Source organism: Flagellimonas allohymeniacidonis (genome assembly GCF_004296335.1).
Taxonomy (GTDB): Bacteria; Bacteroidota; Bacteroidia; order Flavobacteriales; family Flavobacteriaceae; genus Flagellimonas; species Flagellimonas allohymeniacidonis.
This window is the reverse complement of record NZ_SGIU01000002.1, coordinates 1501435-1524395: the sequence shown is the minus strand read 5'-3', so window position 1 is coordinate 1524395 and position 22961 is coordinate 1501435. Positions and strand designations below refer to the sequence as shown.

Sequence of the window (22961 nt, the reverse complement as noted above, 5' to 3'; positions counted from 1 at the left end):
GAAAGCCGGTTTTTTTGTTTATAGGCGTTGTACTACTTCTTAAGACTTTTATAAATCAAACAATTCGTCAATATTAACTCCTAGAGCTTTAGCAATTTTAAAAAGTTGTAGAACATTAGCCGCGCGTTCACCCCGTTCAATTCTACCGATCATATTGCCATGAACACCCGCCTCATGAACCAAATCGGCTTGTGTCATCCCCTTTTCCCTACGAATTTTTCGGACTTTCTCCCCAAATTCTATAAGAATTTGCTTTTCCGCTTTAGTCCAATCATTTATCAAAAGACAATAGTTCTGAAGTGGTAATCCCAAAGGCATCCGCAATTCTTTTCATCATGGAAATCTTCATTTCCTGCTTGCCCAATTCATATTTTCTCAAATTTTGGGCATCAATCCCAGCTTTGAAGGCAATTTCGGCAATACTGAGGTCATTTTCCAAGCGTAGCGCTCTGATACGTTTTCCAAATTCAATGCAGAAAGCCGGAATCTCTTTTTTTCGTTCACGCTTTGACATGATCCAAATTTGCAAATGATAGGTTTTATACAACGAATTGTATACAATGGGTTGTTTACAACCTTTTTACTACTTTTGAAAACCTAGTCTTATTAAAATAGCATCCAATATGTCCAATAACCTACTCCAAACCTTGGCAAGTTTTCAAGAGGAAACTTCAACGGCCGCCTTGCAACTCACCTTTGGCACGCACCAGATTGTCAACTACCACAATGGCATGCTCCTTAACCGTATGCAACGCCAAAATAGCCGCCTTGTGCTGCACAAAACCGAGCCTTCCCACTTGGCCAAAATGGAGGTGGTGGACAGTCTGGTCTTTCAATTTTCCTTTCTATTTGAAGCCCATGCCCTGTACAAGTACCAAAAGGGGCAAAACATTTGCCTGCCCAGGCCCTTGGTAGATGGCCGTTTACAAATATGGCCCCAACAATTGGAACTATCCTTTAGGATAGGTGCACCAGACCCGAGCCTTTGCGTCCACATTCTACACACATACACAGGAGACGTACTAGTAAAAAAGAAAACGAGAAGTGTTTCGTTTTAATCTAGAACAATTGGTGGAAAAGAATATATTTGAAAAAAGATTTTTCTTTTGTAGTCAACGGACTACTTCTTAAGATTTTCATAAATCTATAAATTGAATGGCCCCATAAGTTTTAAATATCAAACTAAGGCTTATATTTAGGCAATCTAGATTAATTTTAAATAAAAATGACCGAGGATTTATTAGCACAGGCCGCCGAGTTCGAAAGCAGGACTTTGAGTCATATGTCTACCAGTGACCGCGTAAAGGCTTCACGTGAAGCCAAACAACTTATACTTTCCATCAACGAAATCTACAAGAAAACAAAGGATTCCAAGCTTATGGAAATCATGAAGAGCCTTACCGTGAAGAAAAAGAAAATAGAAAAGCGAATTAAAGGAACTCCGCTCGTTTAAAGTTTCCGTTGGCAATTTCCAACGCAAGTATTGCAATTCCACTTGTTGCCTGCTTCCCTATTTTATTGGTATTGAATAATTCAGCAAAAGCTTGTGAAGCTATCTTGCCATAACTGTAAGACCCATCAAGATGTTTGGGTCACAAGATATTTTGCTTTTTCCCACCACCTTACAATTTTTCACGGGAATACAGCACCCAGAAAATCCTTTTCTTCCATAAATTGGGCAATACTACCATTTACAAAGTTTTTTTGACCAACTATATCCTTTTCCCTACTAGGAATAAAAAGCTACATTAAACCACTCTGTACATTCAGTATCTTCGATGTAGAATTAAAACCTCAACCACTAATGAACGCTATTGAAGAAAAAATGGGATACGTATTTTGGTATCTGGTCATCGCATGTTCCCTCTACTCATTCCTGACCAGTTTATATAGGTATCTCCTTTAGGAATAGGGCCCTATCAACAGGGCCAATAAACAAGCTCATTTACCCGGTAGGGTCTCATCTACATCTATACAACCAAAAAAGGGAAACAAAATGTTTCCCTTTTTACTTTTAACCTTTGATTTCCAAAATCTGTCGAACCATTTGATTGGTAAAGCCCCATTCATTATCGTACCAGGTCATTACCTTAAGTAAATCGCCATCCACTACCCGGGTCATCGCCAAATCAACGGTAGAAGCATACGGACTTTGAATAATATCTGATGATACAATGGGCTCATTGGTTGTGGCCAAAACACCTCTATATCGGTCTGATTCTGCTTCCTCTTGCAGAATTTGATTCACCTCTTCTGCGGTCACTTCTCGCTCCGTGACAAAAGTCAGGTCAGAAATTGAGCCTACTGGGACAGGAACCCTAATGGCAACGCCATCAAATTTTCCTGCATATTCAGGCATGGCCTTTGTTGTGGCAATTGCGGCTCCGGTGGTCGTTGGGATTAAGTTTTGAGCTCCGGCCCTTCCCATTCTAAAATTCTTTTTGGAAGGCGCATCCACCATTCCTTGGGAAGCCGTGTAGGCATGCACAGTGGTCATGATGGCTTTTTTTATCCCAATTCTTCTTCCCAAAACCTCAACAACCGGACTGATGTTGTTCGTGGTACAACTAGCGCAAGAGAAAACACTGGTTTCCCCATCCAAGGAATTTACTCCATGAACCACTGTGGGCGTATCCACACTTTTGGTCGGTGCCGAAATAATAACCGTTTTTGCCCCTGCTTTCAAATGCCGTTCCGCGTCCTCTCCTTTGGTGAAAACCCCGGTGCTTTCAATCACCAAATCCACATTTTGGGCTTTCCATGGCAATTCTTCAGGGTTTCTATACGATGTAAATTGTATGCGTTGCCCATCCACAATGAGATGCCCATCTTCATGGGTCACTTCCTTGTCATAGACTCCATAAACCGTATCATATTTTATCAGATAGGCTATGTTATCGATGGGGACAATATCGTTTACGGCTACAATTTCCAGCCCGGGAGTTTCGTTAATTACTTTTAAGGCCGCTCGGCCAATGCGGCCCATTCCGTTTATTCCAATTCTCATGGTATGTGTTCTTAAGTTAACAATTGTTTTTAGGTATTCTTAGTCTGAAAACCACCTCTTAAATTACAAAGTGACCCTGGAAATTGAAAGCGTTCAATCCTATAAAATGGTCAAGAAAAATCCTTTGGATGAATGCCCGTTACATCCAATCGATTTTGGGCCACATTCCTTCTTTCTTTTCATGAAGATTTTCCATGTTTTGGAGAAGCTCATTCAAAAAAGCAATGGCTTCTCCAATATAGGGCCCCTTGTTCAGCATCACACATTCTGCCCTTAATGAGGAAGTGGTGTCTGTGATTTCCGATCGAGATGGAAATCCTTTTTTCGCCAGCCCTTCCAAAACCTGTGTTGCCCAAACCACGGGTATATGAGCTGCACCGCAAAGGGAAAGTATTTCATCTTGAACTTTGCTCATATTGCGCCATCCGACCTCGAGAGCCAAATCACCACGCGCAATCATAATGCCTATGTATTTGGTCTTCATTGCGGCCAAAACAATGTCAACCAGATTTACGAAAGCCTTTTGCGTCTCTATTTTCAAAATGATGCTAAGCTTGTCCAACGCGTTTAATCGTTCCAGTTCACTCAAAAGATCGTGCACATCGGCTGCGCTGTTTACAAATGAAAAATTAACGATATCGGCATGGGTTGCCACAAATGCAAGATCTTGCCGGTCTTTTTCAGTAAGCCCTGAGATGCCCAGATTGGACTGGGGAAGATTGATCCCCTTTTCGCTTTTTAATTTGGAACCTTTCGCGTTTGCTTTTGTAATTCTCACTTCAAAAAAGTCCTCGCTCACTTTCTCTATAATCCCCTCTATCTTGCCATCATCAAAGAAAATGAGCTCGCCAGGTTTTACTTTCTGAATAATTTCTGCCGGAATGCAGGCAATACGCCCTGGCTTGTTTAAGTTATTTTCGGAATCGAATTCAGGAAGCGATGCTGAATCCAGATGCATACTTATGGTCAAAGTATCTCCAATATACAATTCGATGGACTGTTCCCTTGCCGAAAGTTTTCCAACCGCGACTTTGGGCAGTTCTTTTCTCTTTGGATTAATTTGGGTTCCGGTTGCTATGTAGACCGTTTTTTTGCATGAAAGTAAAGTGCTGTTTTCCTCAATCTTGAATACCTTAAGCTTTCTTTGTTTCCCTCGGGTATCCTTAACGATCAAGGTTTCTCCCTCAACCAAGTATTGTAACCAATCTTGGGCCACTGGAATTTCGTCGGATTCCAGAGTTTCCTTCTTTTCAGGGACCATTCGAATGAGTGCTGGCCCTACCACATTGCCCAAAAAGTCACGCTTAGGTCTAAATTTGCGAACTTCAGGACCAAGTGGAACGCTTCCTGTCCGTATCTTAGGGCCGCCCAAGTCCATTGCAATTTTAACTTCCCTGGAACAAGCAGCCGCTGCTTTTCGCACATTTCTAACAATGGATTCCCATACTTCAGGACCATCATGCGCACAATTGATACGAGCGCAATCCATTCCATTTTGGACCATCTCATGCACCATTTGGTAATCGTGGGCGGCTTCAGTTGGTTGTGTGACCATGATTCGGACCCTTCTTCTGTCACCATTTACACTAAAAAGCTTCTGAGTGTTCTCTCTTAAGAGTCTATTGCCATCCCCAATTGATAGCCCAACGTTCTTTTCAGTCGGGGTAATTTCCCCGTTCAACCTCCCGATTACCTCCCTTACATTCAACAAACTGCCAAGAATGTTGCCTTCGGCATTGGCCAATCGGGTCAGGCCCAAGGTCTTGAGCTTTTCTTGCAGAGCCCTTACATCAAAAGTTCGAAAGGTCTTATAATCCAACAGATTGTAGGCACTCTTTTGGTAGTATTCGCAGACCCCTGCAAGCAAGGGTTTGTAGGTGCCTTGGCCTTGTTCTATTTCAAGAACGATTTTATCAATCAGTAAAGCTGTCTCCTGAAGCTGGTGCGGGGACAAATTCATTTATTGAGGATTAAGAACAGTCAAATTTCCAAAGGGATTCAGAAAAAAAAGCTGACAAAAATCAGAACCCAAAACTTCTGCCAGACAAATGCCAATTACCATACGGAATCCATTGCATCGATTGAAACATCTAAAATATCGGCCTCATCATCATTGTTTTCAATTATTAACTGATCATAGGGCATTGTTGGGAATAGTTGTTGAGTCATTGTATACCTTCCTTGGTCGATAAATACCTCAACCGAAGACCAATCCAGAAAGATTTTGACCTCATACGGCTCCTCTCTAAGAGAGGAAATGGACATATGGTGCTTCTTATTACCAAATTCAGGTTGAAAATCCACCTTCCCGGATTGCATCCTATCCAAAAGGAAAGCTCCCATTTCAGTATCCATACTCAAATTTAGGGTCTCTCCCATTTCATTTTTCAGGATTACATTAAAGTTTTTGGATTCCGTTGAAAAGCGAATCTGTGATTGGTTCAATCCATCAACCTTCAAGGTTTCTTTATTTTGTGGAGGAATCTTAATTCCGTTTGTGATTACTTTTTTCGCTAGACTATCTACAGTCCCAAAGGGATAATTAAGCAAAACAAAATCATCTCCTTCCTTCCGGAGTGATAGATCTCTGGGCAACGTCATCGCACTGCGCCACTTTTCCGTTGGGGTATCCCTAGCATAATCCCAATTGCTCATCCATCCAATAAAAATACGTTCGTTGTTGAGTGTGTTATTATAGGTTACCCCAGCGTAGTTATCTGTTCCGAAATCCAACCATTTGGGTTTCCTCTGGTTGGAAGTGAACCGCTTTCCATCAAACTCACCAATAAAATATTGGGTACCACTGCCTCCATTGGGCGCCCCAGGATTGATGCTGATGATCAAAACCCATTTTTCTTCTTCGGTACCTTCCGCCTTTAGCTTAAAAAGGTCGGGGCATTCCCATACACCGCCATGCGCACCTTGGTATTTCCCGAAATCACTGAGAAACTTCCATTTTTTTAAATCGGCAGAACTGTAAAATTTGGCATGGTCCCCAGCCACCAGGGCCATAATCCATTGTTCGGATTCCTCGTGCCAAAATACCTTGGGATCCCTAAAATCCCGAATGCCCGGATTACCGATTACAGGATTGTTTTCATACTTGGTCCATGTGTCTCCATTGTCCAAACTATAAGCAATGCCTTGGGTCTGAAAATCATCCCTTCCCGCTTTTTCACCTTCCATAAGGTGATACGTAAAAATGGCAACTAAGGGCGTTTCCCCATTTTTGGCAAAACCTGAGGTATTGTTATGGTCTACAACCGCGCTTCCTGAAAAAATCAAGCCATGCTCATCAGGATACAGCGCAATGGGCTTGTGTTCCCAATGCATCATGTCCTTGCTGATCGCATGACCCCAATGCATGGGGCCCCAAACAATGTCATCGGGGTAAAATTGGTAAAACAGGTGGTAGATTCCATCATGATAAACCAGACCATTGGGGTCGTTCATCCATTTTTCTTCTGGACTAAAATGGTACTGAGGTCGGTACATCTCTGTGTAGACTTTGGTTGGATTTTTTTCAATTTCCTTTGGCTTGGTCTCCTCTTTACAGGCCAATACCAAAGCAAGCACAAAAAAAGGGAATAGTATTTTTTTCATTGGGGTTTTTGCAAAATTTAGAGTTTAAGATAATCATAATTGTTTTGCACCCCTTCAATTAATCCCGCCTAACTTGTTATTTTTGACTCATGCGATATGTAATCTTATTTGCTCTTTTCTCGTTACTGATCCTTAGGGCGTGGACCCAGTCGAGCATACCCGAGGTATTAGATCGATTCAATTCGGGCTCAGTTGAATACATCTTTCCGGAAACCCTAGCAGGACACAAAGGAGCTTTTTTGCTCGATACCCGTGAAAAAGAGGAATTCGCTACCAGTCATTTAAAAGATGCGCAATGGGTAGGATATGAAGATTTTGATTTGAGCAGAGTGAAATCGATTGTACCCAATAAAAATACTCCCATTGTAGTGTACTGCTCTGTTGGAGTGAGATCTGAGGATATTGGAGAACAGCTTAAGGAAGCAGGATATAGCAATGTAAAAAACCTCTACGGAGGAATTTTCCAATGGAAAAACGAAGGGCATCCCGTTTACAATAGCTTGCAAAAAGAAACACAAAAGGTTCATGCTTACAGTAAGTTTTGGGGGAAACTCCTGACCAATGCCGAGAAGATTTATTCATTCAATACCGAAACACTTGAGCCCAAGGAACCATAACCTACTTCTTATTTTTACCCGTAATCCCGAACTCGGAAAATGCAAAACGCGTTTGGCCGCAAAAATTGGGGAAGAAGCTGCACTCGACGTTTATAAATTCCTTCTAAACCATACTGTTTCCTTTACAAAGGAACTGGCCGCCGAAAAACACGTTTTTTACTCAGAAACTATTTGGGAAAATGATATTTGGGACAACTCAACTTATCAGAAAAAACTGCAAGAGGGACCCGATTTGGGATCAAGAATGCTGAATGCCTTCAATGAAGGTTTTGCTTTAGGTTTTGAAAAAATCATTATCATTGGAAGTGATATGTACGATCTTTCGCAATCGGATTTGGAGAATGTATTTGCACAACTAGATCAGCACGATTATGTGGTAGGACCAGCCGAAGATGGTGGATATTATCTGCTTGGTATGAACCAATTGAACGAGAAGGTATTTCAAAATAAAGCTTGGGGCCAGGAAACCGTTCTTAGCGATACTTTGGATGACCTGAAACAAGAATCGGTATGTCTTTTACCCGAAAAAAATGATGTTGACCTCTACGAAGACATAAAGGATATTGCAGTTTTTAAACCCTTTTTAACCCATATTACAGAATGACCAAAAAACAAGTCGAAGAATCACTGGAGTATTTAAACAAAAGAGGATTTGAATCCCCTGAAATAGGTATCATCTTGGGCACCGGTCTGGGGCAGTTAGTCAGTGAAATCGAAAATCCCATCGAAGCTCACTACAACCATATTCCCTATTTTCCGCTGGCGACTGTTGAGTTTCATTCAGGAAAACTCATTTATGGCACCATTTCAGGAAAAAAAGTGGTGGTGATGCAAGGGCGGTTCCATTTGTATGAAGGTTATGATTTCCTAGATATTACCTATCCCATCCGTGTAATGCACGGACTTGGCATAAAAAAGCTGTTTGTTTCCAATGCGGCGGGGGCCATCAATCTCGATTTCAAGAAAGGGGATATCATGCTGATTGAAGATCATATCAATCTTCAGGGTGGTTCTCCTTTGGCCTTTAAAAATGTAGTGGAATTTGGTGACCGTTTTGTGGATATGAGTGAACCATATGACCTCGAAATGCGGAAAAAAGTGGAGGCTATCGCCCAGAAAGAGGGAATTACATTGCAAAAAGGAGTATACGTTTCGGTGGTAGGACCTCAACTGGAAACCAAGGCCGAATATCGCATGCTTAAAATTTTGGGTGCCGATGCTGTTGGAATGAGTACGGTTCCCGAAGTAATTGTTGCCAATCAATTGCGACTACCTATTATAGCCGTATCGGTTTTGACCGATGAATGTGACCCTGACAATCTTCAACCTATTAACATTCAAGAGATTATCGAGATTGCTGGGAAGACGGAACCTAAAATGATCCAATTGTTCAAAGAACTAATAAAAGAAATATGAGTTATTTAGATGCTACGCAGGACCTCTACAAAGAGGCCGCACTTACCCCCGATGTCGGACTTTGTTGCACCACCAATCCAATCTGGCAATTTCCCGGACTTTCCATTCCCAAAATCATGCAGGAAATGAACTATGGCTGTGGGAGTACGGTTTCTGCCCAAGATTTGATTGATAACCCCAAAGTGCTTTATGTTGGTGTTGGCGGAGGCATGGAGCTTCTTCAGTTCGCTTACTTTTCAAGGCAAAAAGGGGGTATTACCGGAGTAGATTCTGTGGATGAAATGCTGGAAGCATCAAAAAATAACTTTAAAATCGCCGAGGAAGAAAACGATTGGTTCAAAAGTGAATTTGTTAATTTGGTCAAGGGCGATGCCCTAAACCTCCCTGTTGAGGACGAGAGCATCGATGTAGCGGCACAAAACTGTCTCTTCAATATTTTTAAGATGGAGGACCTGAAAAAAGCGGTCGCCGAAATGTACCGCGTACTTAAACCTCATGGAAGATTGGTAATGAGTGACCCAACCTGCGAGCAACCCATGAATGATGAGCTTCGGAATGATGACCGTTTAAGGGCACTTTGTTTAAGTGGAAGTATTCCGATCAGGGATTATGTAAAGTTTTTGACCGATGCAGGTTTTGGCACCATTGAGATTAGGGCGAGAAAATCGTATCGAGTGCTGTCTCCCAACCACTATCCAACAGATGAGCTGATTCATATTGAATCTATCGAAATTGCTGCCATAAAAGATCCCATGCCCGAGGATGGCCCTTGCGTTTTTACGGGTAAAACAGCCATTTATTATGGCGGTGAAGAATACTTTGATGACAACAAGGGGCATGTGTTGTTGCAAAATCAGCCTTTGGCGGTATGTGATAAAACTGCAGCTGCGCTAGGAAAGGCTTCTGATGAAATTCATGTTAGCGAAAGTACTTGGCACTACGATGGGGGAGGATGCTGTTAAGCATCCTTTTTTTTTTAACCATTGAAAGTTTTTGCTTGTTTTTGAGACTTTCTTTAGAAAGCATTGCGAAAAATAGCTATGAAAAGCCCTTTGAATTACCTACTCATTTTTACGGTCTTAATATCGTGTAGGGGCGCTACGCAAACATCTTTAACTCCAAATCATAAACAATCTTTCCATGCTGAACGGATTCCACAAAGTGAGATACAAACGCTAGATCATTCAGTCTGGGGTGATTTGTTGAAGAAGTATGTGGATGATGAGGGTAATGTGAACTACGGTGGATTAAAAGAGAACGTCCAAAGTTTACAAGCGTATTTGGATTTTCTTGCGGAAAACCCTCCAGCGAAGGACTGGGGAAAAAATGAAAAACTGGCCTATTACATCAATTTATACAATGCTGCCACGGTAAAGCTAATAGTTGACCATTACCCTATTATAAGTATAAAGGATATTCCAAATCGATGGAAAAGAGACTGGATAAAGGTGGGAAGCAAGCTGACTTCCCTCAATGATATTGAGCACAAAATACTTCGGAAAATGGATGAACCCCGTATCCATTTTGCCATTAATTGCGCCTCTTATTCCTGCCCAAAACTGTTGAATAGTGCCTTCACTGCCCAAAGCATGGAACGCTTGCTTTCGAAAACAGCAGTTGATTTTATCAACGACACCAAAAGAAACAGATTTCAAAAAGGAAAGGCCGAACTCTCAAGAATCTTTAAATGGTACAAAGGCGATTTTACAGAGAGAAAATCCCTCTTGGAGTATATCAACACCTATTTGAACAATCCAGTAGCGAAAGACGCGGATATTGATTATTTGGAATATGATTGGAGTTTAAATGAAGCCAAATAGTCCGAAAATCAGCATCATAATTCCCGTGCTCAACGAGGAGGCCGGTCTAGGCAAAGTTTTGGAGCATCTTGGCCAAACCAGTGACCAGGATTTCATCGCAGAAATTATCTGTGTCGATGGCGGTAGCAGAGATGAAACCATTAAAATTGCCACAAAAAATAAGGCCACGGTAATTTCTTCAAAAAAAGGTAGGGCGCGACAGATGAATACGGGGGCAAAACATGCCACCGGAGAAATTCTCTACTTTCTGCATGCCGACACCTTTCCACCAAAACATTTTGATAGGATTGTTTTAAAGGCCATTGGCGAAGGCTACCAGTCAGGCTGTTTTCGAATGAAGTTCGATTCCAAAAACCCTATACTTCGATTTTTTGCATGGCTATCCCGTATCAACCATTCTCTGTGCAGGGGAGGTGACCAATCATTGTTCATCAAAAAAGAACTTTTTGAAAAGACTCAAGGCTTCAATGAACAGTATCTCATTTATGAGGATACAGAGTTTATTCGACGGCTGTACCATCATACCAAATTCAAGGTATTGCCGCATCACGTTATCACTTCAGCCCGGAAATACAGAGAAAAAGGTTGGCTTCGGGTTCAATTCCATTTTGGAATGATTCACGTTAAAAATTATCTGGGTGCTGGCCCTGACGAATTATATCGCTACTATTACAAACATCTATTGACCTAAATTACTATCATGAGAAATATCGTATGGACCACATTCTGCACTTTGGTTCTTCTAGCTTCTAGCTGTAAGCAAACTAAAAAAGAGGAAGTTGTACCCATTTCCGTTCAGAAATCGCAAAAAGAAACCGTTATGGTTCCCGATAGTTGGATAGCCAACAGGGTGGCAAAAGCCCATAGCAGACTTACTGGTTCCGAATCTGGAAAGGTCATCTGGGATGCCATGGAAGCCCATGGAGGGCTTGAAAGATGGTATAAAAACGGAGCCGTGTCTTTTCGATTTAACTATCAGCCCCTTGATGGCGGCACACCCCGGGACACCTATCAAGTAATTGACCCTTGGTCCAGTAGGGCCCGACACTATCAAGTGGGAGATTCTACCTCCCAATATGGCTGGGATGGCAAGAAAGCTTGGACCATCGCAAAGGACAGCACGACCTTTCCATATAATACCCGTTTTTGGTCCTTGACCCCCTATTTCTTTATGGCACAGCCCTTTGTATTGGATGGAACAGGCGTCAATCTTGAACTACTCCCCCAGAAAAGATTTAAGGGCCGATCGTATAATGTGGTCAAAGTTTCTTTTGATGAGGGCACCGGTGATGCCCCTGACGATTACTATGTGCTGTATTTGGATGCCGAAACCAAGCAGCTTCGTGTCATCCGTTATATCGTTTCCTACCCAGGATATTTCGAAAAAGGAAAGCATCTCCCCGAAAAATTGATGGAACTGTCAGGAAAACAAGTTGTGGAAGGAATAACATTTCCTGCAAATTATAGGACGTATTGGTTGACTGAAGATGAGACAGCCGGTGAGCATATCACCAATATAAAGCTATCGGATGTTGCCTTCGACCCAAGTTTGGAAGCAGATCATTTCAATATACCTGAGGGAGCTACAGTTTTGGAAGGACTTTAATCCTGGTCCTCGAAATCAAGGTCAGCATAATCCTTCATAATCCCGTTGGTCAACCATCGGGCAAAAGCATTCCGATTGGATGAAACCTGAATTTCTTTTGGATTTGAAGATTGGGAACTGCCTGTAATGTCAAGTAGACTGATCGCGGGCAACACATTCTTGGCCAAATAGAGGCTGTTTTTATCTTCCAGGACGGTCTGCACATCTTTGAAACGTTTGTTGTTTGCTCCGTGCTGTTTAAAGATTTCCTCAATGTTCGCTGCAAGTCTTTGGCCTTCCTTGCTCTTTTCATGATGGTAAACCGCCACATTTATTTTTCCATTCTGGATTGTTCCGTTGGAACGGATGACCAACAAGCGCTGATATTTTCCGGAGTGTTTCAAAAACCGTTTGTTCACGGCATCCACAAATACGCCCATCCCATTCTGGTCTGCCAACACCTCCTCATTTTCTTTGGGATGCTTCTCCCTCTTGTCCTCCAGAATAAATACCGTGGCCCCATGGACCATCAGTTCCCGAGCTAAATTGACTCCAATTTGCTTCGTAAATCGGTCTCCGCTGGAATCGGAGGTTTCGGTAATCAGATAATATACAGCATTGCCAAGTCGATTACTTTTTCGGTTCAAGGCATTTAGTCCGCTTTCAAAAATAGGTTCTTCCACTTCCTCTGGAAGGGTCACTCGAATTGCTTTATTTTTAAAGGAATCTGGAGCAAACGGAATCTGATACTCCCTTCCTACATAGAGAAAACTCCCATCTTTTATGTTTTCCTCGTTGAGTTCAATAAATGCTTGATAATATTTGACCGGATCAACTCCTTGTTTCCTTAAAATGGAATAGATGCCATCCCCCGACTCTGCAATCACGGTGTAGCTGTTCTGTTGCCCCCATGAGTAGTTGAAAAAACAGACCCACAGGACAAAAAAAATCATCCTTTGCATAGAGCATTGAAAATAAAAGGGAGTGCCTTACAAATATCCGAAAAATAAGGGGTTATAAAACGGATTGTGAATAAAAAACTTAAAAATATTGACCGATGCCAAATACAATACCTCTTGAAGCTTCTTGGGTAATGCCATGCCCGTAGTCGATTCTGAAAATGGCATTGAAAATTCGCTTGTGAATGAACCGGACCCCCACGCCTGGGTAGACCCTAAGGTTTTGGCTATCTCCAAAATCACCGAAATCGCCTCCAGGGTTTCTCCAAGTACCGCCATCAATAAATACATTGCTTTGCAGTACAAACCAGTTTTTCTCTATCAGGGTATGCCGGTATTCCGTATTTAAAACTATGGCTGCCGTACCTCTGTCAATGGTATTGCCAACACCTCTAATATTTAGGTTATTGTCAACTGCGAAGGGAGCAAATGGCGTATCTAAGTTGCTAGAAAGCCCCAAACGCAATCTGCTGGCCCAGTTTCCCTTTGAACCTACCCTATGGAAATAGGAAAAGTCATTAAACCCAATCCAGAATTCAGGAAGGCGCATATCTGAGCTATTTACATACTGGAGATTTAAAGTACTTCGGAATCCTTCCAAGTACTGATAATAATACCGAAGTCCATCATAATCATAGATCAACTTTAAGAGATGTTTGTTCACACGCAGATTTTGGGGAACCTCAGGGGAAGTCACCCCAAAAAGATATTGATAGTCCTCTGTAAACAAGTTTAGACCAAACTCCAGTCTGTTCTTGAAATTAAGCTGGTAAAGGGCCAACAACTCTACAGATTCATTGTTGTAGCGGTAATCCGCAGTTCCCTCTTCCAAGAAAACGGGTTCTTGGGTAGTCAGGTCTTGATAACTAAAGGAAAGCCCCCACTTTTTACCCAAAAGATAGGGGGCTCGAATATGAGCCCCGAAAGAATCAAAAATATCACGCTGATAAAATCCTCCTAGGGTGATATTCTGTCCAAAGGCATTGAATTCCTGCAGTCCAATACGGAAGGCAAACTCATCATCATTGGACGTATACACACTCGCAAAGGGAATCAGTGTGAAGTTTTCCTCAATGCCATACACTACATCATACTCACCCTCGAGGTCCCTTTCTTGCACTTGAACATAAGCATGGGATATAGAAGGCAATCGCTTCAATTTATAGATGTCTTGATCAATTACGGCGGAATCCAAGGGCATTCCTGACTTTAATCCAATGATTTTTTCTAGAAAGCTTGTCTTGGTGCGTTCATTGCCTTGAATACTGACCGAAGTAACCGTACCATGCTGCCCAAAGGCAATCATACCAACCAAAAACAGGAAATAAAAGGAAAGCTTTTTTAAGGTCACAGATTTAAGAGATGGCTATTCTATCTCTTGGTCTAGTAATTACTATAAAAATTACGGATAACTATCTCAGCAGGTTTATTTTGTGGAGTAAATCGGTTATCCTTGGGTCCTCCAGAATCATCATGGTGAATAAACCATTTCCAAACAAACCCTCCAGCGAACCAGTCTTCCTCCCAAAACTCCTCAAAAATGGCCTTTGTGGCATCGGCTTGAGCCTGCAAATTGACATCCATCTCATTTCGGTCCACCAACCATGGTTTTTTGGCTGTGTAGTCCATACTTCGATATCCAAATTCTGTAAAAAGTACGGGGTTTCCATTCTGATCCGAAAGCTCTACCAATTTGGTTTTCCATTTCTGCCAACCAGATTTCAAGGCTTCCAAAGTGGGAAAACGTTCTTCTGAAAGTGGAAAATAGGCATCTACACCAATAAAATCGAGTTGGTCCCAAAAGGGTGTCCTTGAATATTCATCCCAATTGGCCGCATAGGTAAGTTTTCCTTTGTAAACGTTTCTAACTTCTTTGATCAAGGCGTTCCAGTAATCCGGTCGATTTTTTACAAACTCTTCCAACTCAGTCCCTATGCACAAAATATCTGATTTTGTCTCCTCTGCCAATCGGGCATATGTGATGATAAAATCTTTGTAGGTGTCCTCAAAAATCTTCCAATCCTCTTCGGATTTCATTACAATATCACCCGTGAACTCTCCGCGCCATACCCATATTTGAGGTTTGAGCATCACTTTCACCCCGTTCTTTTGAAGTAATTCAATATACTGCTTTGCCCCTCTACGGGTTTCCCCATACCACTGACGGTCGGTATCAAAAATAACTTTTGGGGAGTTTAAATCCCGAATGAAACCAAAGGGCATTACGGCCGCATAGTTTGCATTTACATTCAAAACTGGATTCACATGCTCTTGGCTTACCTGATCCCTAGAGCCAACAAAACTTACCCCATTTATCTTGGTAACCATCCTCTGGCTACTGCACGAAAACTGTAAGCAGCACAAAAAAAGAAGCCCTAATTTCTTCATTATCGGGAATTAAGGCTTCTAAAATAGCTTTTTATGTGTATTGATTCCTAGAACACGGCTCGTAATCCTATGTTAAAAGTTTGTCCCAGACCGGTATCATTTCCTCTAACAAAATTGGTATAAAGTCCTTCAATGTTCAATTCTTCGGTCAGCTGATATTTCACTCCACCGCCCAGCGCTGTAAAATCTTGCGAGAATTCTGTTCCACCCAAATCCAGTAATTGGGAATGCTGGGCCAAAACCAACACTGTGAACTTAGAGCTAGGAAAATAGCTTAGAAATAATCCTGGCGTCAATCGTAAGCTGTTATTCGCAAAGCTATCGGCCTCATCTCCAAAATTGAACTCTGAATTCAATTCAGAAAACAATTGCCACTTGCCTTGTGCAAAAGAGTAGTCATAAAAGAAGCGGTTTTGCCATGTAAAACCGTTTTGGTCCAAGAAAACTCCATTTTCAGTTTCATTATCCACCAACGGTATAAAAAATGCACTTTGTATGGAAAAGTTGTTCAAACTGGCTATGGGAGTAAATTTGATAGCTGGGGCCAAAGATGTAAGGCCTGATCTGGCCGTACCCTCTTCCCCGTCAAAAGATAGAAAATCGAACAACCCTCTGCCTCCAACGGTGTTTGACCTAAACTCCAACAGCAGCCCTAGGTTTACCCTTCGGTTTTGACCTACGCCGGTAAAAATATCGAGCGTAGACGTGAAAAATACATTCCTGGGAATATCTCCGCTGAAGGTGTCCTCTGTCTCTGTGTAGAGGTTGTTGAACCATTTGATATCCCATTGTCCTTTTCCAATGAGTTTTGATGGCGTTAAGTTCTGAATGTTACTTCCTTGTTGATCGTCATCTTGGGAAAACCCCAAAACTGAGCATAAAAGGATTCCTGCCATAAGCATATGGCTTCTAAATTGTTTCATGATGATAGTTGTTAGTAAGAAATGTTATTTGGATTCGTTCAAATTCCAGTCGTAGGGGTAGTAACCCACTTTGGCATTGGTCTCTATTTTTTCTTGGCGGAAATCATTCACAAAATCAACCAAGCTCTTTCCATTTTGGGTAAAGTCGCCTTTGTACCATTCAAAAATCTGAGAGAGGCCCACTTTTTTTCCAGACACACGTATAAACTTGGGATTGTTCAGCGACAATTCGGTTTGTTTTTGCAATTGCACCTCTAATTTTTCAGGGACATAGGCACTGTTGATGATGGGAGGACATCCCAAGCCAGCACATACCAAAACAAAGTGGAATCGTGCCTCCTTTGGAAATTTTGCCCTCAACAGTTTGTTCTCGATATCATTCAAAGTCGTCTTTTTTCCTCCGATCTCGTAGCGTGTTTTATCAAAAAAGCCAGCCTTGTCAAGCGGAGATTTTATGGGATAATTGTCCACAATCCCCTTTATTACGAAAAGATTGTACCCATTGATCCAAAATGCTTGATACGTTTTGGGGTCGTCTGCAGAAACTTGAATGTTTTTGGCCAAATCCAATAGCTCGTTCAAGGTAGCAGGATTTACTTTGATGTCCTTATAGGCTACCCGTCCATTTTTTACATAGGTATTAAAGAAGGTATCCGCCTTAGCAAAAAAGTCTTTGGTATCCTGTGCAAATCCGAAATTGAAAAGCAACAGGGCGGCAATGACTACCGAGATTTTTCTTGATTTTTTCATTTTATGAAGCATACGTTGATTGAAACTGCTGCTTCTGTCGAGACCAATTTTCACAACATACAGAGAGAATTCTTTTTTATGAATTATTTAAGATTTTAAAAATCAGAACATTAGACGTTCGAATGTGTTGGGATAACCTTACGCAAGGTGAAGAATTTATATTCTTTCTAAATTATACCCTCGCGTTAAGTTCCTATATTTAAGTGCGACACATCAACGAACAACCATTATTTCATGGAGAACATTGTTATTATCGGAAATGGTATCGCAGGCATCACTGCCGCCCGCCATATCCGAAAGCTTTCCAACAAGAGAATCATTATTATTTCAGGAGAAACCGATTATTTCTTTTCAAGAACTGCCCTTATGTATGTGTATATGGGGCATATGAAGTTTGATCATATACAACCTTATGAGGATTGGTTCTGGGAGAAAAACCGAATCGAATTGGTTCGGGGCTTTGTTACACAGGTGAATCCTGAAAACAAACAGTTGCTTGTTGATGGCTCAAGGGCATTCCATTATGACAAATTAATTATTGCCACAGGCTCCAAACCCAATAAATTTGGATGGCCCGGTCAAGATCTCCATGGGGCACAGGGGCTCTACTCCAAACAGGATCTTGACCTTTTGGAAGTGAACGCTCCCAATAAGGATGTCTGCAAAAGGGCCGTTATTGTTGGAGGTGGACTCATCGGTATTGAATTGGCGGAAATGCTTCGTAGTAGAGATATCCCTGTTACCTTTTTGGTACGGGAAAGTAGTTTTTGGAACGGTGTTCTCCCAGAAGGAGAATCACAAATGATCAACGAGCACATCCGTGAACATCATATTGATCTTCGATTGAGTTCGAATCTTAAGGAAATCGTGAGCGACGAAAACGGCAAGGTGAAATCAGTAGTTGTTGCTGAAACTGGTGAAGAAATTCCATGTGACTTGGTCGGACTTACTGCAGGGGTTACGCCAAACATTGACTTTTTACAGGACTCTGGCATTGAGCTGGGACGTGGTGTAAAAGTGAACCGCTTTCTGGAAACCAATATAAAAGATATCTACGCCATCGGCGATTGTGCTGAACAACACCAAGCCATTGGTAACCGTAGGCCTATCGAGGCAGTTTGGTATACCGGTCGAATGATGGGAGAAACCGTAGCACAGACCATCTGCGGCAACCGAATTGAGTACAAACCGGGGCATTGGTTCAACTCTGCCAAATTCCTGGACATCGAATACCAAACCTATGGTTGGGTCTTTTCCAATAGAGGAAGGAAGGATTATGAAGAACATTTCCATTGGCGACATCCTGAGGAGAAAATTTGTATTACCGTGGCCTTCCACAAGGAAAATAACCAATTTTTGGGCATCAATACCTTTGGAATACGCATGCGGCACGAGATTTTTGATCGCTGGCTCACTGAAGAAAGAAGCTTGGACTATGCCATGGAACATTTGATTGATGCCAATTTTGATCCGGAGTTTTACAAAAAATACGAATCGGAGATTGTGGCCAAATTCAATTCCGATTTTGGAAAAAGCATAAAGTCGAAAAAGAAAAACTTAATAAGAATCTTCCAATTCAATTGACTCTAAAAACTATTACAAAAGAGTCAAATACAAAACATCAACTATCCCATTATGAGCACTTATGATAGAAGCATGGCCTTAACTGGTCAACCTCCAAAAAATCTAAGTAAGAATCAAAAAATTGCAACCCTTATCGGAATGTTCGGCCTCGCCATTATGCTTCTGGCCGCCTTCAATGTAAGCTTCCCAAACAAGGGAATGTGGTTGACCATCTCGTTATCGGCTATTTTCGCTGGCACACTTTGGTTTACGTGGGATTCCTATTCCCAAAAATTGCCTGGAATCAAAAACGATGGAGTTTGGTTCAAATCCATATCAAGCAAAGGTTTGTGGGGGTGGATGGCCGGTATTGCCCTTACCGGTTTCTATATCGTGCTTTATTTCTTTCCTGAATATCTCGGTTTGGTGCGAGGTGGAGAAAATAAGGGTGTAATCGCCCTGTTTGACCCTCTCAGTAAGGCCTTGAGTGGCAATCCTGCGAGCCAGTGGTTTGTTTATGGTTCCCTATATACTGTTGCCATTTTGGCTTTCGGTATTAAGTTCATGTGGAAGTACCGCCATAATCGCTACGAACGTATTCGCACCATGAGTGTGATGTTCTTTCAAACAGCCTTTGCCTTTATCATTCCAGAATTGATGGCTCGTCTGAATGGAGATAAAATCTTGAATGGAGGCAGCCTTCCCTATTACGACTTAAAGAACGTTTGGCCTTTAAACTATTATAATTTTGAGGGATATCGTATCAAGAGTTTTTTGAGCTCAGGGGATATCGGCTTTGCCCTTTTGATTTTTGGTATCCTTTCTGTTTTTGTCATTACGCCCATTCTCACCTATCGCTATGGTAAGCGTTGGTATTGTTCATGGGTTTGTGGCTGTGGTGGACTGGCTGAAACCGCCGGGGATTCTTTTAGGCATCTTAGTGACAAAACGGTAAAAGCGTGGAATGTTGAGCGTTGGGTGGTGCACAGTGTAGTGGTCTTTGTAACCTTAATGACCACAGCAGTGATCTATTCGTATCTAGGCACGGATACCAGCAAATATTGGCTGACCAAAAGCACGTTCTTAATTGGAGTTGCCGGCCTCTTAACTGTCGTTTTTGCTTGGGTGATGCTCTTTAAACGGGAACAGTTACAAAAGGACGCCCAGTATGGTGCCGTTGGATATTTTGTTATCATTATGGTTTTGCTTGGGATTCACTTTTTTAGCGGAGACGGCAATGTGTTTTTGTTCAAATCTGAAACCTTGCGAAAATCCTATTCCTTCCTTATAGGAAGTATCTTCTCTGGAGTTATAGGAACAGGATTCTATCCCATCTTTGGCAACCGGGTATGGTGTCGCTTTGGATGCCCCATGGCCGCCATGATGGGCTTTCAACAACGTCTCTTTTCAAGATTCCGAATCACCTCCAACGGAGGACAATGTATTTCTTGCGGTAACTGCTCCACCTATTGTGAAATGGGTATCGATGTACGAGCTTATGCCCAAAAAGGAGAGAACATTGTTCGTTCGAGCTGCGTGGGTTGTGGTATTTGCTCTGCAGTTTGCCCAAGAGGTGTTCTAAAACTCGAGAATGGTCCATTAAAAGGCAGAATTGATGGTAACCAAGTATTGTTGGGCAATGATGTGGATCTAATGCAATTGGTGAATCAGAAATAAGATGTTGCGTTCCTTCTTACTCGCAATACTGTTGCTGTATTCCTTTGTTTCACTTAACAAGGAATACCATCGGGAATACCATAAAAATGGCGCAATAAAGTCTCAAGGCTGGAAAAAAGGAGATTCTCGCGAAGACTTTTGGAAGTTTTACTATTCCAACGGCGAATTAAGGGAACAAGGACACTTTAAGAATGATCTAAAAGTGGGATATTGGTATTTCTATTCCGAGGAGGGACTTCTCGAAATGGAAGGTCACTATGCCCATGGCAAAATGGTGAAATGGTGGCTATTTTATGACACGCAAGGGAAGGTGAACCATAAATGCCAACTACAAAAAGGAGTGAAAAATGGCTACTGTCTTAAATACAAGAATGAAAAATTGAAGTCTGCAGAAAAATATAGTAATGGAAAAAAAGTTAAGGAATGGTATGATTTCAGTAGTTTCAAAAAAGAAAACAAACTTTCCGATCTAAGGTAATGCCAGATATCAAAGTTATCATCCCTGCGATGAATGAGGGAGATTCCATTGCCTCGGTCATCGCTGACATCCCAAAAATTGTCTCCGAAATTATTGTGGTTAACAACGGATCTACCGATGACACGGTCGAAAATGCCCAAAAAGCTGGTGCTACCGTTCTCACCGAAGACCGCCCAGGTTATGGTTATGCCTGTTTAAAAGGCATGGATTACATCGATAAACAATCCAAAGCACCCGATATTGTCGTATTTATTGACGGAGATTATTCAGACTATCCAGAAGAAATGGATAAGGTGGTAGCTCCAATTTTGGAAAAAGATGTTGATTTTGTGGTTGGAGCGCGAAAAAAATCACTTCGCGAACCAGGTTCTATGACTCCACAACAAGTTTTTGGGAACCAATTGGCCACTTTTTTGATGCGCCTGTTTTTCGGAGCAAAATTTACGGATTTAGGACCTTTTAGGGCGATTAAATACGAAAAGCTCAAGGAATTGGAAATGGAGGACAAAACTTATGGTTGGACCGTGGAAATGCAGCTTAAAGTTTTGCGAAAAAAAATGGCATATATCGAAGTACCAGTACGTTATAAAAGAAGAATTGGGATTTCTAAAGTGTCAGGTACGGTAAAAGGTACTATATTTGCAGGCATAAAAATTTTGGGTTGGATTTTTAAATACAGTATAAAGTAATATGGGACTAACTATCGCTTTAATCATCATCGCTATTTATAGTACGGCCTTAATTCTGATTTTTTTCTATAGTCTGGCGCAGCTCAACCTACTGGTCAACTACTTAGGCTATAAAAAACGAAATGATGAAGCGCCCAAATTCAATCTATTAGATCCCAAAGAAATTCCTTTTGTCACCATTCAATTGCCCATCTACAACGAAGAGTATGTGATGGAGCGCCTTTTGGAAAACATTTCCAAAATTGAATATCCCAAAAGCAAATTGGAGATACAGGTCCTTGACGATTCCACGGATGACACTGTTATTGAAACAGCCAAGCGAATTGAAGGGCTTAAGAAAACAGGGCTTGACATAGTGCACATTCGAAGGGAAAACCGACAAGGCTTCAAAGCAGGTGCCTTAAAAGAAGGTCTGGAAATCGCCAAAGGCGAATTTGTTGCCATCTTTGATGCGGATTTCCTTCCTGAAAGCGATTGGTTGAAAAAGACCGTTCCCTATTTCAAAGATGAAGAAATAGGTGTTGTGCAAACCCGTTGGGGTCATATCAACCGGGATTATTCCACCCTTACAAAAATTCAGGCCTTTGCGCTGGATGCCCACTTTACCTTGGAGCAAGTTGGAAGAAATTCCAAAGGTCATTTCATTAACTTCAACGGTACTGCCGGAATCTGGAGAAAAGAGTGCATCCTTGACGCGGGTAACTGGGAAGGGGATACCTTGACCGAAGATTTGGATTTGAGCTATCGAGCACAATTGAAGAATTGGAAGTTTAAATATTTGGAAGATGTTGAGACTCCAGCCGAACTTCCTGTGGTAATCAGTGCGGCCCGCTCACAACAGTTCCGTTGGAACAAGGGTGGTGCAGAGAACTTCAGAAAAACCGTTTGGAGTGTAATAATGGCCAAGAATATTCCGTTTAAAACGAAATTTCATGGGGTAATGCACTTGTTGAACAGTTCCATGTTCCTTTGCGTGTTTATCGTAGCTCTTTTGAGCATTCCAATGCTCTACATTAAAAATACGTATGGACACCTGGGCTGGGTCTTTGAAGTAACCAGCTTCTTTATCATCAGTACTATTATTTTGTTCATTTGCTATTGGTTTACCTACAAGAGCATACAGGGCAGCAGTTTCGACAATTTTGTGGATTACATTAAGCTGTTTTTCACCTTCTTTTCAGTGGCCTTGGGCTTTTCGCTACATAATACAGTGGCCGTATTGGAAGGACACATGGGCAAGCGAAGTGAATTTGTAAGAACACCAAAATTCAACATCAACAGTTTGACCGATAGCTGGAAAGGCAATAAGTATCTGGCCAAGAAACTATCTCCCAACATGATTTTGGAGTTTGCCTTAATGGTTTACTTCCTTTTTGGTATGTACAGTGCCATTCCATTGAATGACTTCGGTTTGTTTCCCTTTCACTTGATGTTGTTCCTAGGATTCGGGTTTGTGTTTTTCAAGTCCCTGACCTCCAAGGCATAA

General features: G+C 41.7%; 24 protein-coding genes. 14 read left to right on the top strand and 10 right to left on the bottom strand.

Going from position 1 to position 22961, the window contains the following annotated elements:
- Nucleotides 1-48: 48 nt before the first annotated feature.
- Entirely contained in the window at nt 49-282 is a 234-nt protein-coding gene (locus EW142_RS15395; protein ID WP_165395291.1) for a helix-turn-helix domain-containing protein, read from the bottom strand.
- Complete coding sequence (locus EW142_RS15390) at nt 272-514, bottom strand: helix-turn-helix domain-containing protein (RefSeq protein ID WP_130615382.1); 243 nt, start codon at nt 512-514, stop codon at nt 272-274. The genes EW142_RS15395 and EW142_RS15390 overlap by 11 nt, the downstream gene beginning before the upstream one ends.
- A gap of 109 nt (nt 515-623) precedes the next feature.
- Between EW142_RS15390 and EW142_RS15385 the strand changes: the two genes are divergently transcribed.
- Nucleotides 624-1058: a hypothetical protein gene (locus tag EW142_RS15385; protein WP_130615380.1), complete on the top strand. Its 435-nt coding sequence runs from the start codon at nt 624-626 to the stop codon at nt 1056-1058.
- 167 nt (nt 1059-1225) lie between these two features.
- Nucleotides 1226-1453 carry a hypothetical protein gene (locus tag EW142_RS15380; RefSeq protein WP_130615378.1) on the top strand — a complete coding sequence of 76 codons (228 nt, stop codon included), beginning with the start codon at nt 1226-1228 and terminating at the stop codon, nt 1451-1453.
- Between the two features lie 561 nt (nt 1454-2014).
- On the opposite strand, the gene gap is transcribed toward EW142_RS15380, so the two are convergent.
- The 3 genes from gap to EW142_RS15365 form a co-directional block, all read right to left on the bottom strand.
- Nucleotides 2015-3007, bottom strand: coding sequence for a type I glyceraldehyde-3-phosphate dehydrogenase (gene gap / locus EW142_RS15375; RefSeq protein ID WP_130615376.1), 993 nt, complete (start codon nt 3005-3007; stop codon nt 2015-2017).
- 139 nt (nt 3008-3146) lie between these two features.
- Nucleotides 3147-4967: a pyruvate kinase gene (locus EW142_RS15370; RefSeq protein ID WP_130615374.1), complete on the bottom strand. Its 1821-nt coding sequence runs from the start codon at nt 4965-4967 to the stop codon at nt 3147-3149.
- Between the two features lie 95 nt (nt 4968-5062).
- On the bottom strand, nt 5063-6610 hold the full coding sequence (locus EW142_RS15365) for a glycoside hydrolase family 32 protein (RefSeq protein WP_130615372.1): 1548 nt from the start codon (nt 6608-6610) through the stop codon (nt 5063-5065).
- A gap of 89 nt (nt 6611-6699) precedes the next feature.
- Between EW142_RS15365 and EW142_RS15360 the strand changes: the two genes are divergently transcribed.
- From EW142_RS15360 to EW142_RS15330, 7 genes are all read left to right on the top strand, one after another.
- A complete protein-coding gene (locus EW142_RS15360) occupies nt 6700-7227 on the top strand; it encodes a rhodanese-like domain-containing protein (RefSeq protein ID WP_130615370.1) in 528 nt (175 codons plus the stop codon).
- Nucleotides 7172-7831: a TIGR04282 family arsenosugar biosynthesis glycosyltransferase gene (locus EW142_RS15355; protein WP_130615368.1), complete on the top strand. Its 660-nt coding sequence runs from the start codon at nt 7172-7174 to the stop codon at nt 7829-7831. The genes EW142_RS15360 and EW142_RS15355 overlap by 56 nt, the downstream gene beginning before the upstream one ends.
- On the top strand, nt 7828-8643 hold the full coding sequence (locus tag EW142_RS15350; RefSeq protein WP_130615366.1) for a purine-nucleoside phosphorylase: 816 nt from the start codon (nt 7828-7830) through the stop codon (nt 8641-8643). The genes EW142_RS15355 and EW142_RS15350 overlap by 4 nt, the downstream gene beginning before the upstream one ends.
- A complete protein-coding gene (gene arsM / locus EW142_RS15345; RefSeq protein ID WP_130615365.1) occupies nt 8640-9605 on the top strand; it encodes an arsenosugar biosynthesis arsenite methyltransferase ArsM in 966 nt (321 codons plus the stop codon). The genes EW142_RS15350 and arsM overlap by 4 nt, the downstream gene beginning before the upstream one ends.
- Nucleotides 9606-9683: 78 nt before the next feature.
- Nucleotides 9684-10463, top strand: a complete 780-nt coding sequence (locus tag EW142_RS15340; RefSeq protein WP_130615363.1) for a DUF547 domain-containing protein — start codon at nt 9684-9686, stop codon at nt 10461-10463.
- A complete protein-coding gene (locus tag EW142_RS15335) occupies nt 10450-11154 on the top strand; it encodes a TIGR04283 family arsenosugar biosynthesis glycosyltransferase (RefSeq protein ID WP_130615361.1) in 705 nt (234 codons plus the stop codon). The genes EW142_RS15340 and EW142_RS15335 overlap by 14 nt, the downstream gene beginning before the upstream one ends.
- Before the next feature lie 9 nt (nt 11155-11163).
- Entirely contained in the window at nt 11164-12069 is a 906-nt protein-coding gene (locus tag EW142_RS15330) for a DUF6503 family protein (RefSeq protein ID WP_130615359.1), read from the top strand.
- Here the strand turns inward: EW142_RS15330 and EW142_RS15325 are convergent.
- The 5 genes from EW142_RS15325 to EW142_RS15305 form a co-directional block, all read right to left on the bottom strand.
- Nucleotides 12066-13001: a LysM peptidoglycan-binding domain-containing protein gene (locus EW142_RS15325; protein ID WP_205783290.1), complete on the bottom strand. Its 936-nt coding sequence runs from the start codon at nt 12999-13001 to the stop codon at nt 12066-12068. The genes EW142_RS15330 and EW142_RS15325 overlap by 4 nt on opposite strands.
- 88 nt (nt 13002-13089) lie before the next feature.
- Nucleotides 13090-14358, bottom strand: coding sequence for a POTRA domain-containing protein (locus EW142_RS15320; RefSeq protein WP_313790923.1), 1269 nt, complete (start codon nt 14356-14358; stop codon nt 13090-13092).
- Between the two features lie 32 nt (nt 14359-14390).
- Nucleotides 14391-15395: a glycoside hydrolase family 113 gene (locus EW142_RS15315; protein ID WP_130615355.1), complete on the bottom strand. Its 1005-nt coding sequence runs from the start codon at nt 15393-15395 to the stop codon at nt 14391-14393.
- A 47-nt stretch (nt 15396-15442) separates the two neighbouring features.
- Nucleotides 15443-16318, bottom strand: a complete 876-nt coding sequence (locus tag EW142_RS15310) for a hypothetical protein (protein WP_130615353.1) — start codon at nt 16316-16318, stop codon at nt 15443-15445.
- 24 nt (nt 16319-16342) lie between these two features.
- A complete protein-coding gene (locus tag EW142_RS15305; protein WP_130615351.1) occupies nt 16343-17068 on the bottom strand; it encodes a DUF547 domain-containing protein in 726 nt (241 codons plus the stop codon).
- Between the two features lie 234 nt (nt 17069-17302).
- On the opposite strand from EW142_RS15305, the gene EW142_RS15300 reads away from it, so the two are divergent.
- From EW142_RS15300 to EW142_RS15280, 5 genes are read left to right on the top strand one after another with little or no spacing between them, the layout of a single operon-like run.
- Nucleotides 17303-18652, top strand: a complete 1350-nt coding sequence (locus tag EW142_RS15300) for an NAD(P)/FAD-dependent oxidoreductase (protein ID WP_130615349.1) — start codon at nt 17303-17305, stop codon at nt 18650-18652.
- 51 nt (nt 18653-18703) lie between these two features.
- Nucleotides 18704-20308, top strand: a complete 1605-nt coding sequence (locus EW142_RS15295) for a 4Fe-4S binding protein (protein ID WP_130615347.1) — start codon at nt 18704-18706, stop codon at nt 20306-20308.
- Between the two features lies 1 nt (nt 20309).
- Nucleotides 20310-20786 (top strand): toxin-antitoxin system YwqK family antitoxin, encoded by a 477-nt coding sequence (locus tag EW142_RS15290; protein WP_130615345.1) that lies wholly within the window; start codon nt 20310-20312, stop codon nt 20784-20786.
- Nucleotides 20786-21475 (top strand): glycosyltransferase family 2 protein, encoded by a 690-nt coding sequence (locus tag EW142_RS15285; protein WP_130615343.1) that lies wholly within the window; start codon nt 20786-20788, stop codon nt 21473-21475. The genes EW142_RS15290 and EW142_RS15285 overlap by 1 nt, the downstream gene beginning before the upstream one ends.
- A 1-nt stretch (nt 21476) precedes the next feature.
- Entirely contained in the window at nt 21477-22961 is a 1485-nt protein-coding gene (locus tag EW142_RS15280; RefSeq protein WP_130615341.1) for a cellulose synthase family protein, read from the top strand.

What these genes read in the sequence shown, in the direction of transcription:
- EW142_RS15390 (WP_130615382.1), bottom strand. Translation starts at nt 514, where the DNA reads ATGTCAAAGCGTGAACGAAAAAAAGAGATTCCGGCTTTCTGCATTGAA.
- EW142_RS15385 (WP_130615380.1), top strand. Translation starts at nt 624, where the DNA reads ATGTCCAATAACCTACTCCAAACCTTGGCAAGTTTTCAAGAGGAAACT.
- EW142_RS15380 (WP_130615378.1), top strand. Translation starts at nt 1,226, where the DNA reads ATGACCGAGGATTTATTAGCACAGGCCGCCGAGTTCGAAAGCAGGACT.
- gap (WP_130615376.1), bottom strand. Translation starts at nt 3,007, where the DNA reads ATGAGAATTGGAATAAACGGAATGGGCCGCATTGGCCGAGCGGCCTTA.
- EW142_RS15370 (WP_130615374.1), bottom strand. Translation starts at nt 4,967, where the DNA reads ATGAATTTGTCCCCGCACCAGCTTCAGGAGACAGCTTTACTGATTGAT.
- EW142_RS15365 (WP_130615372.1), bottom strand. Translation starts at nt 6,610, where the DNA reads ATGAAAAAAATACTATTCCCTTTTTTTGTGCTTGCTTTGGTATTGGCC.
- EW142_RS15360 (WP_130615370.1), top strand. Translation starts at nt 6,700, where the DNA reads ATGCGATATGTAATCTTATTTGCTCTTTTCTCGTTACTGATCCTTAGG.
- EW142_RS15355 (WP_130615368.1), top strand. Translation starts at nt 7,172, where the DNA reads ATGCCGAGAAGATTTATTCATTCAATACCGAAACACTTGAGCCCAAGG.
- EW142_RS15350 (WP_130615366.1), top strand. Translation starts at nt 7,828, where the DNA reads ATGACCAAAAAACAAGTCGAAGAATCACTGGAGTATTTAAACAAAAGA.
- arsM (WP_130615365.1), top strand. Translation starts at nt 8,640, where the DNA reads ATGAGTTATTTAGATGCTACGCAGGACCTCTACAAAGAGGCCGCACTT.
- EW142_RS15340 (WP_130615363.1), top strand. Translation starts at nt 9,684, where the DNA reads ATGAAAAGCCCTTTGAATTACCTACTCATTTTTACGGTCTTAATATCG.
- EW142_RS15335 (WP_130615361.1), top strand. Translation starts at nt 10,450, where the DNA reads ATGAAGCCAAATAGTCCGAAAATCAGCATCATAATTCCCGTGCTCAAC.
- EW142_RS15330 (WP_130615359.1), top strand. Translation starts at nt 11,164, where the DNA reads ATGAGAAATATCGTATGGACCACATTCTGCACTTTGGTTCTTCTAGCT.
- EW142_RS15325 (WP_205783290.1), bottom strand. Translation starts at nt 13,001, where the DNA reads ATGATTTTTTTTGTCCTGTGGGTCTGTTTTTTCAACTACTCATGGGGG.
- EW142_RS15315 (WP_130615355.1), bottom strand. Translation starts at nt 15,395, where the DNA reads ATGAAGAAATTAGGGCTTCTTTTTTTGTGCTGCTTACAGTTTTCGTGC.
- EW142_RS15310 (WP_130615353.1), bottom strand. Translation starts at nt 16,318, where the DNA reads ATGAAACAATTTAGAAGCCATATGCTTATGGCAGGAATCCTTTTATGC.
- EW142_RS15305 (WP_130615351.1), bottom strand. Translation starts at nt 17,068, where the DNA reads ATGAAAAAATCAAGAAAAATCTCGGTAGTCATTGCCGCCCTGTTGCTT.
- EW142_RS15300 (WP_130615349.1), top strand. Translation starts at nt 17,303, where the DNA reads ATGGAGAACATTGTTATTATCGGAAATGGTATCGCAGGCATCACTGCC.
- EW142_RS15295 (WP_130615347.1), top strand. Translation starts at nt 18,704, where the DNA reads ATGAGCACTTATGATAGAAGCATGGCCTTAACTGGTCAACCTCCAAAA.
- EW142_RS15290 (WP_130615345.1), top strand. Translation starts at nt 20,310, where the DNA reads ATGTTGCGTTCCTTCTTACTCGCAATACTGTTGCTGTATTCCTTTGTT.
- EW142_RS15285 (WP_130615343.1), top strand. Translation starts at nt 20,786, where the DNA reads ATGCCAGATATCAAAGTTATCATCCCTGCGATGAATGAGGGAGATTCC.
- EW142_RS15280 (WP_130615341.1), top strand. Translation starts at nt 21,477, where the DNA reads ATGGGACTAACTATCGCTTTAATCATCATCGCTATTTATAGTACGGCC.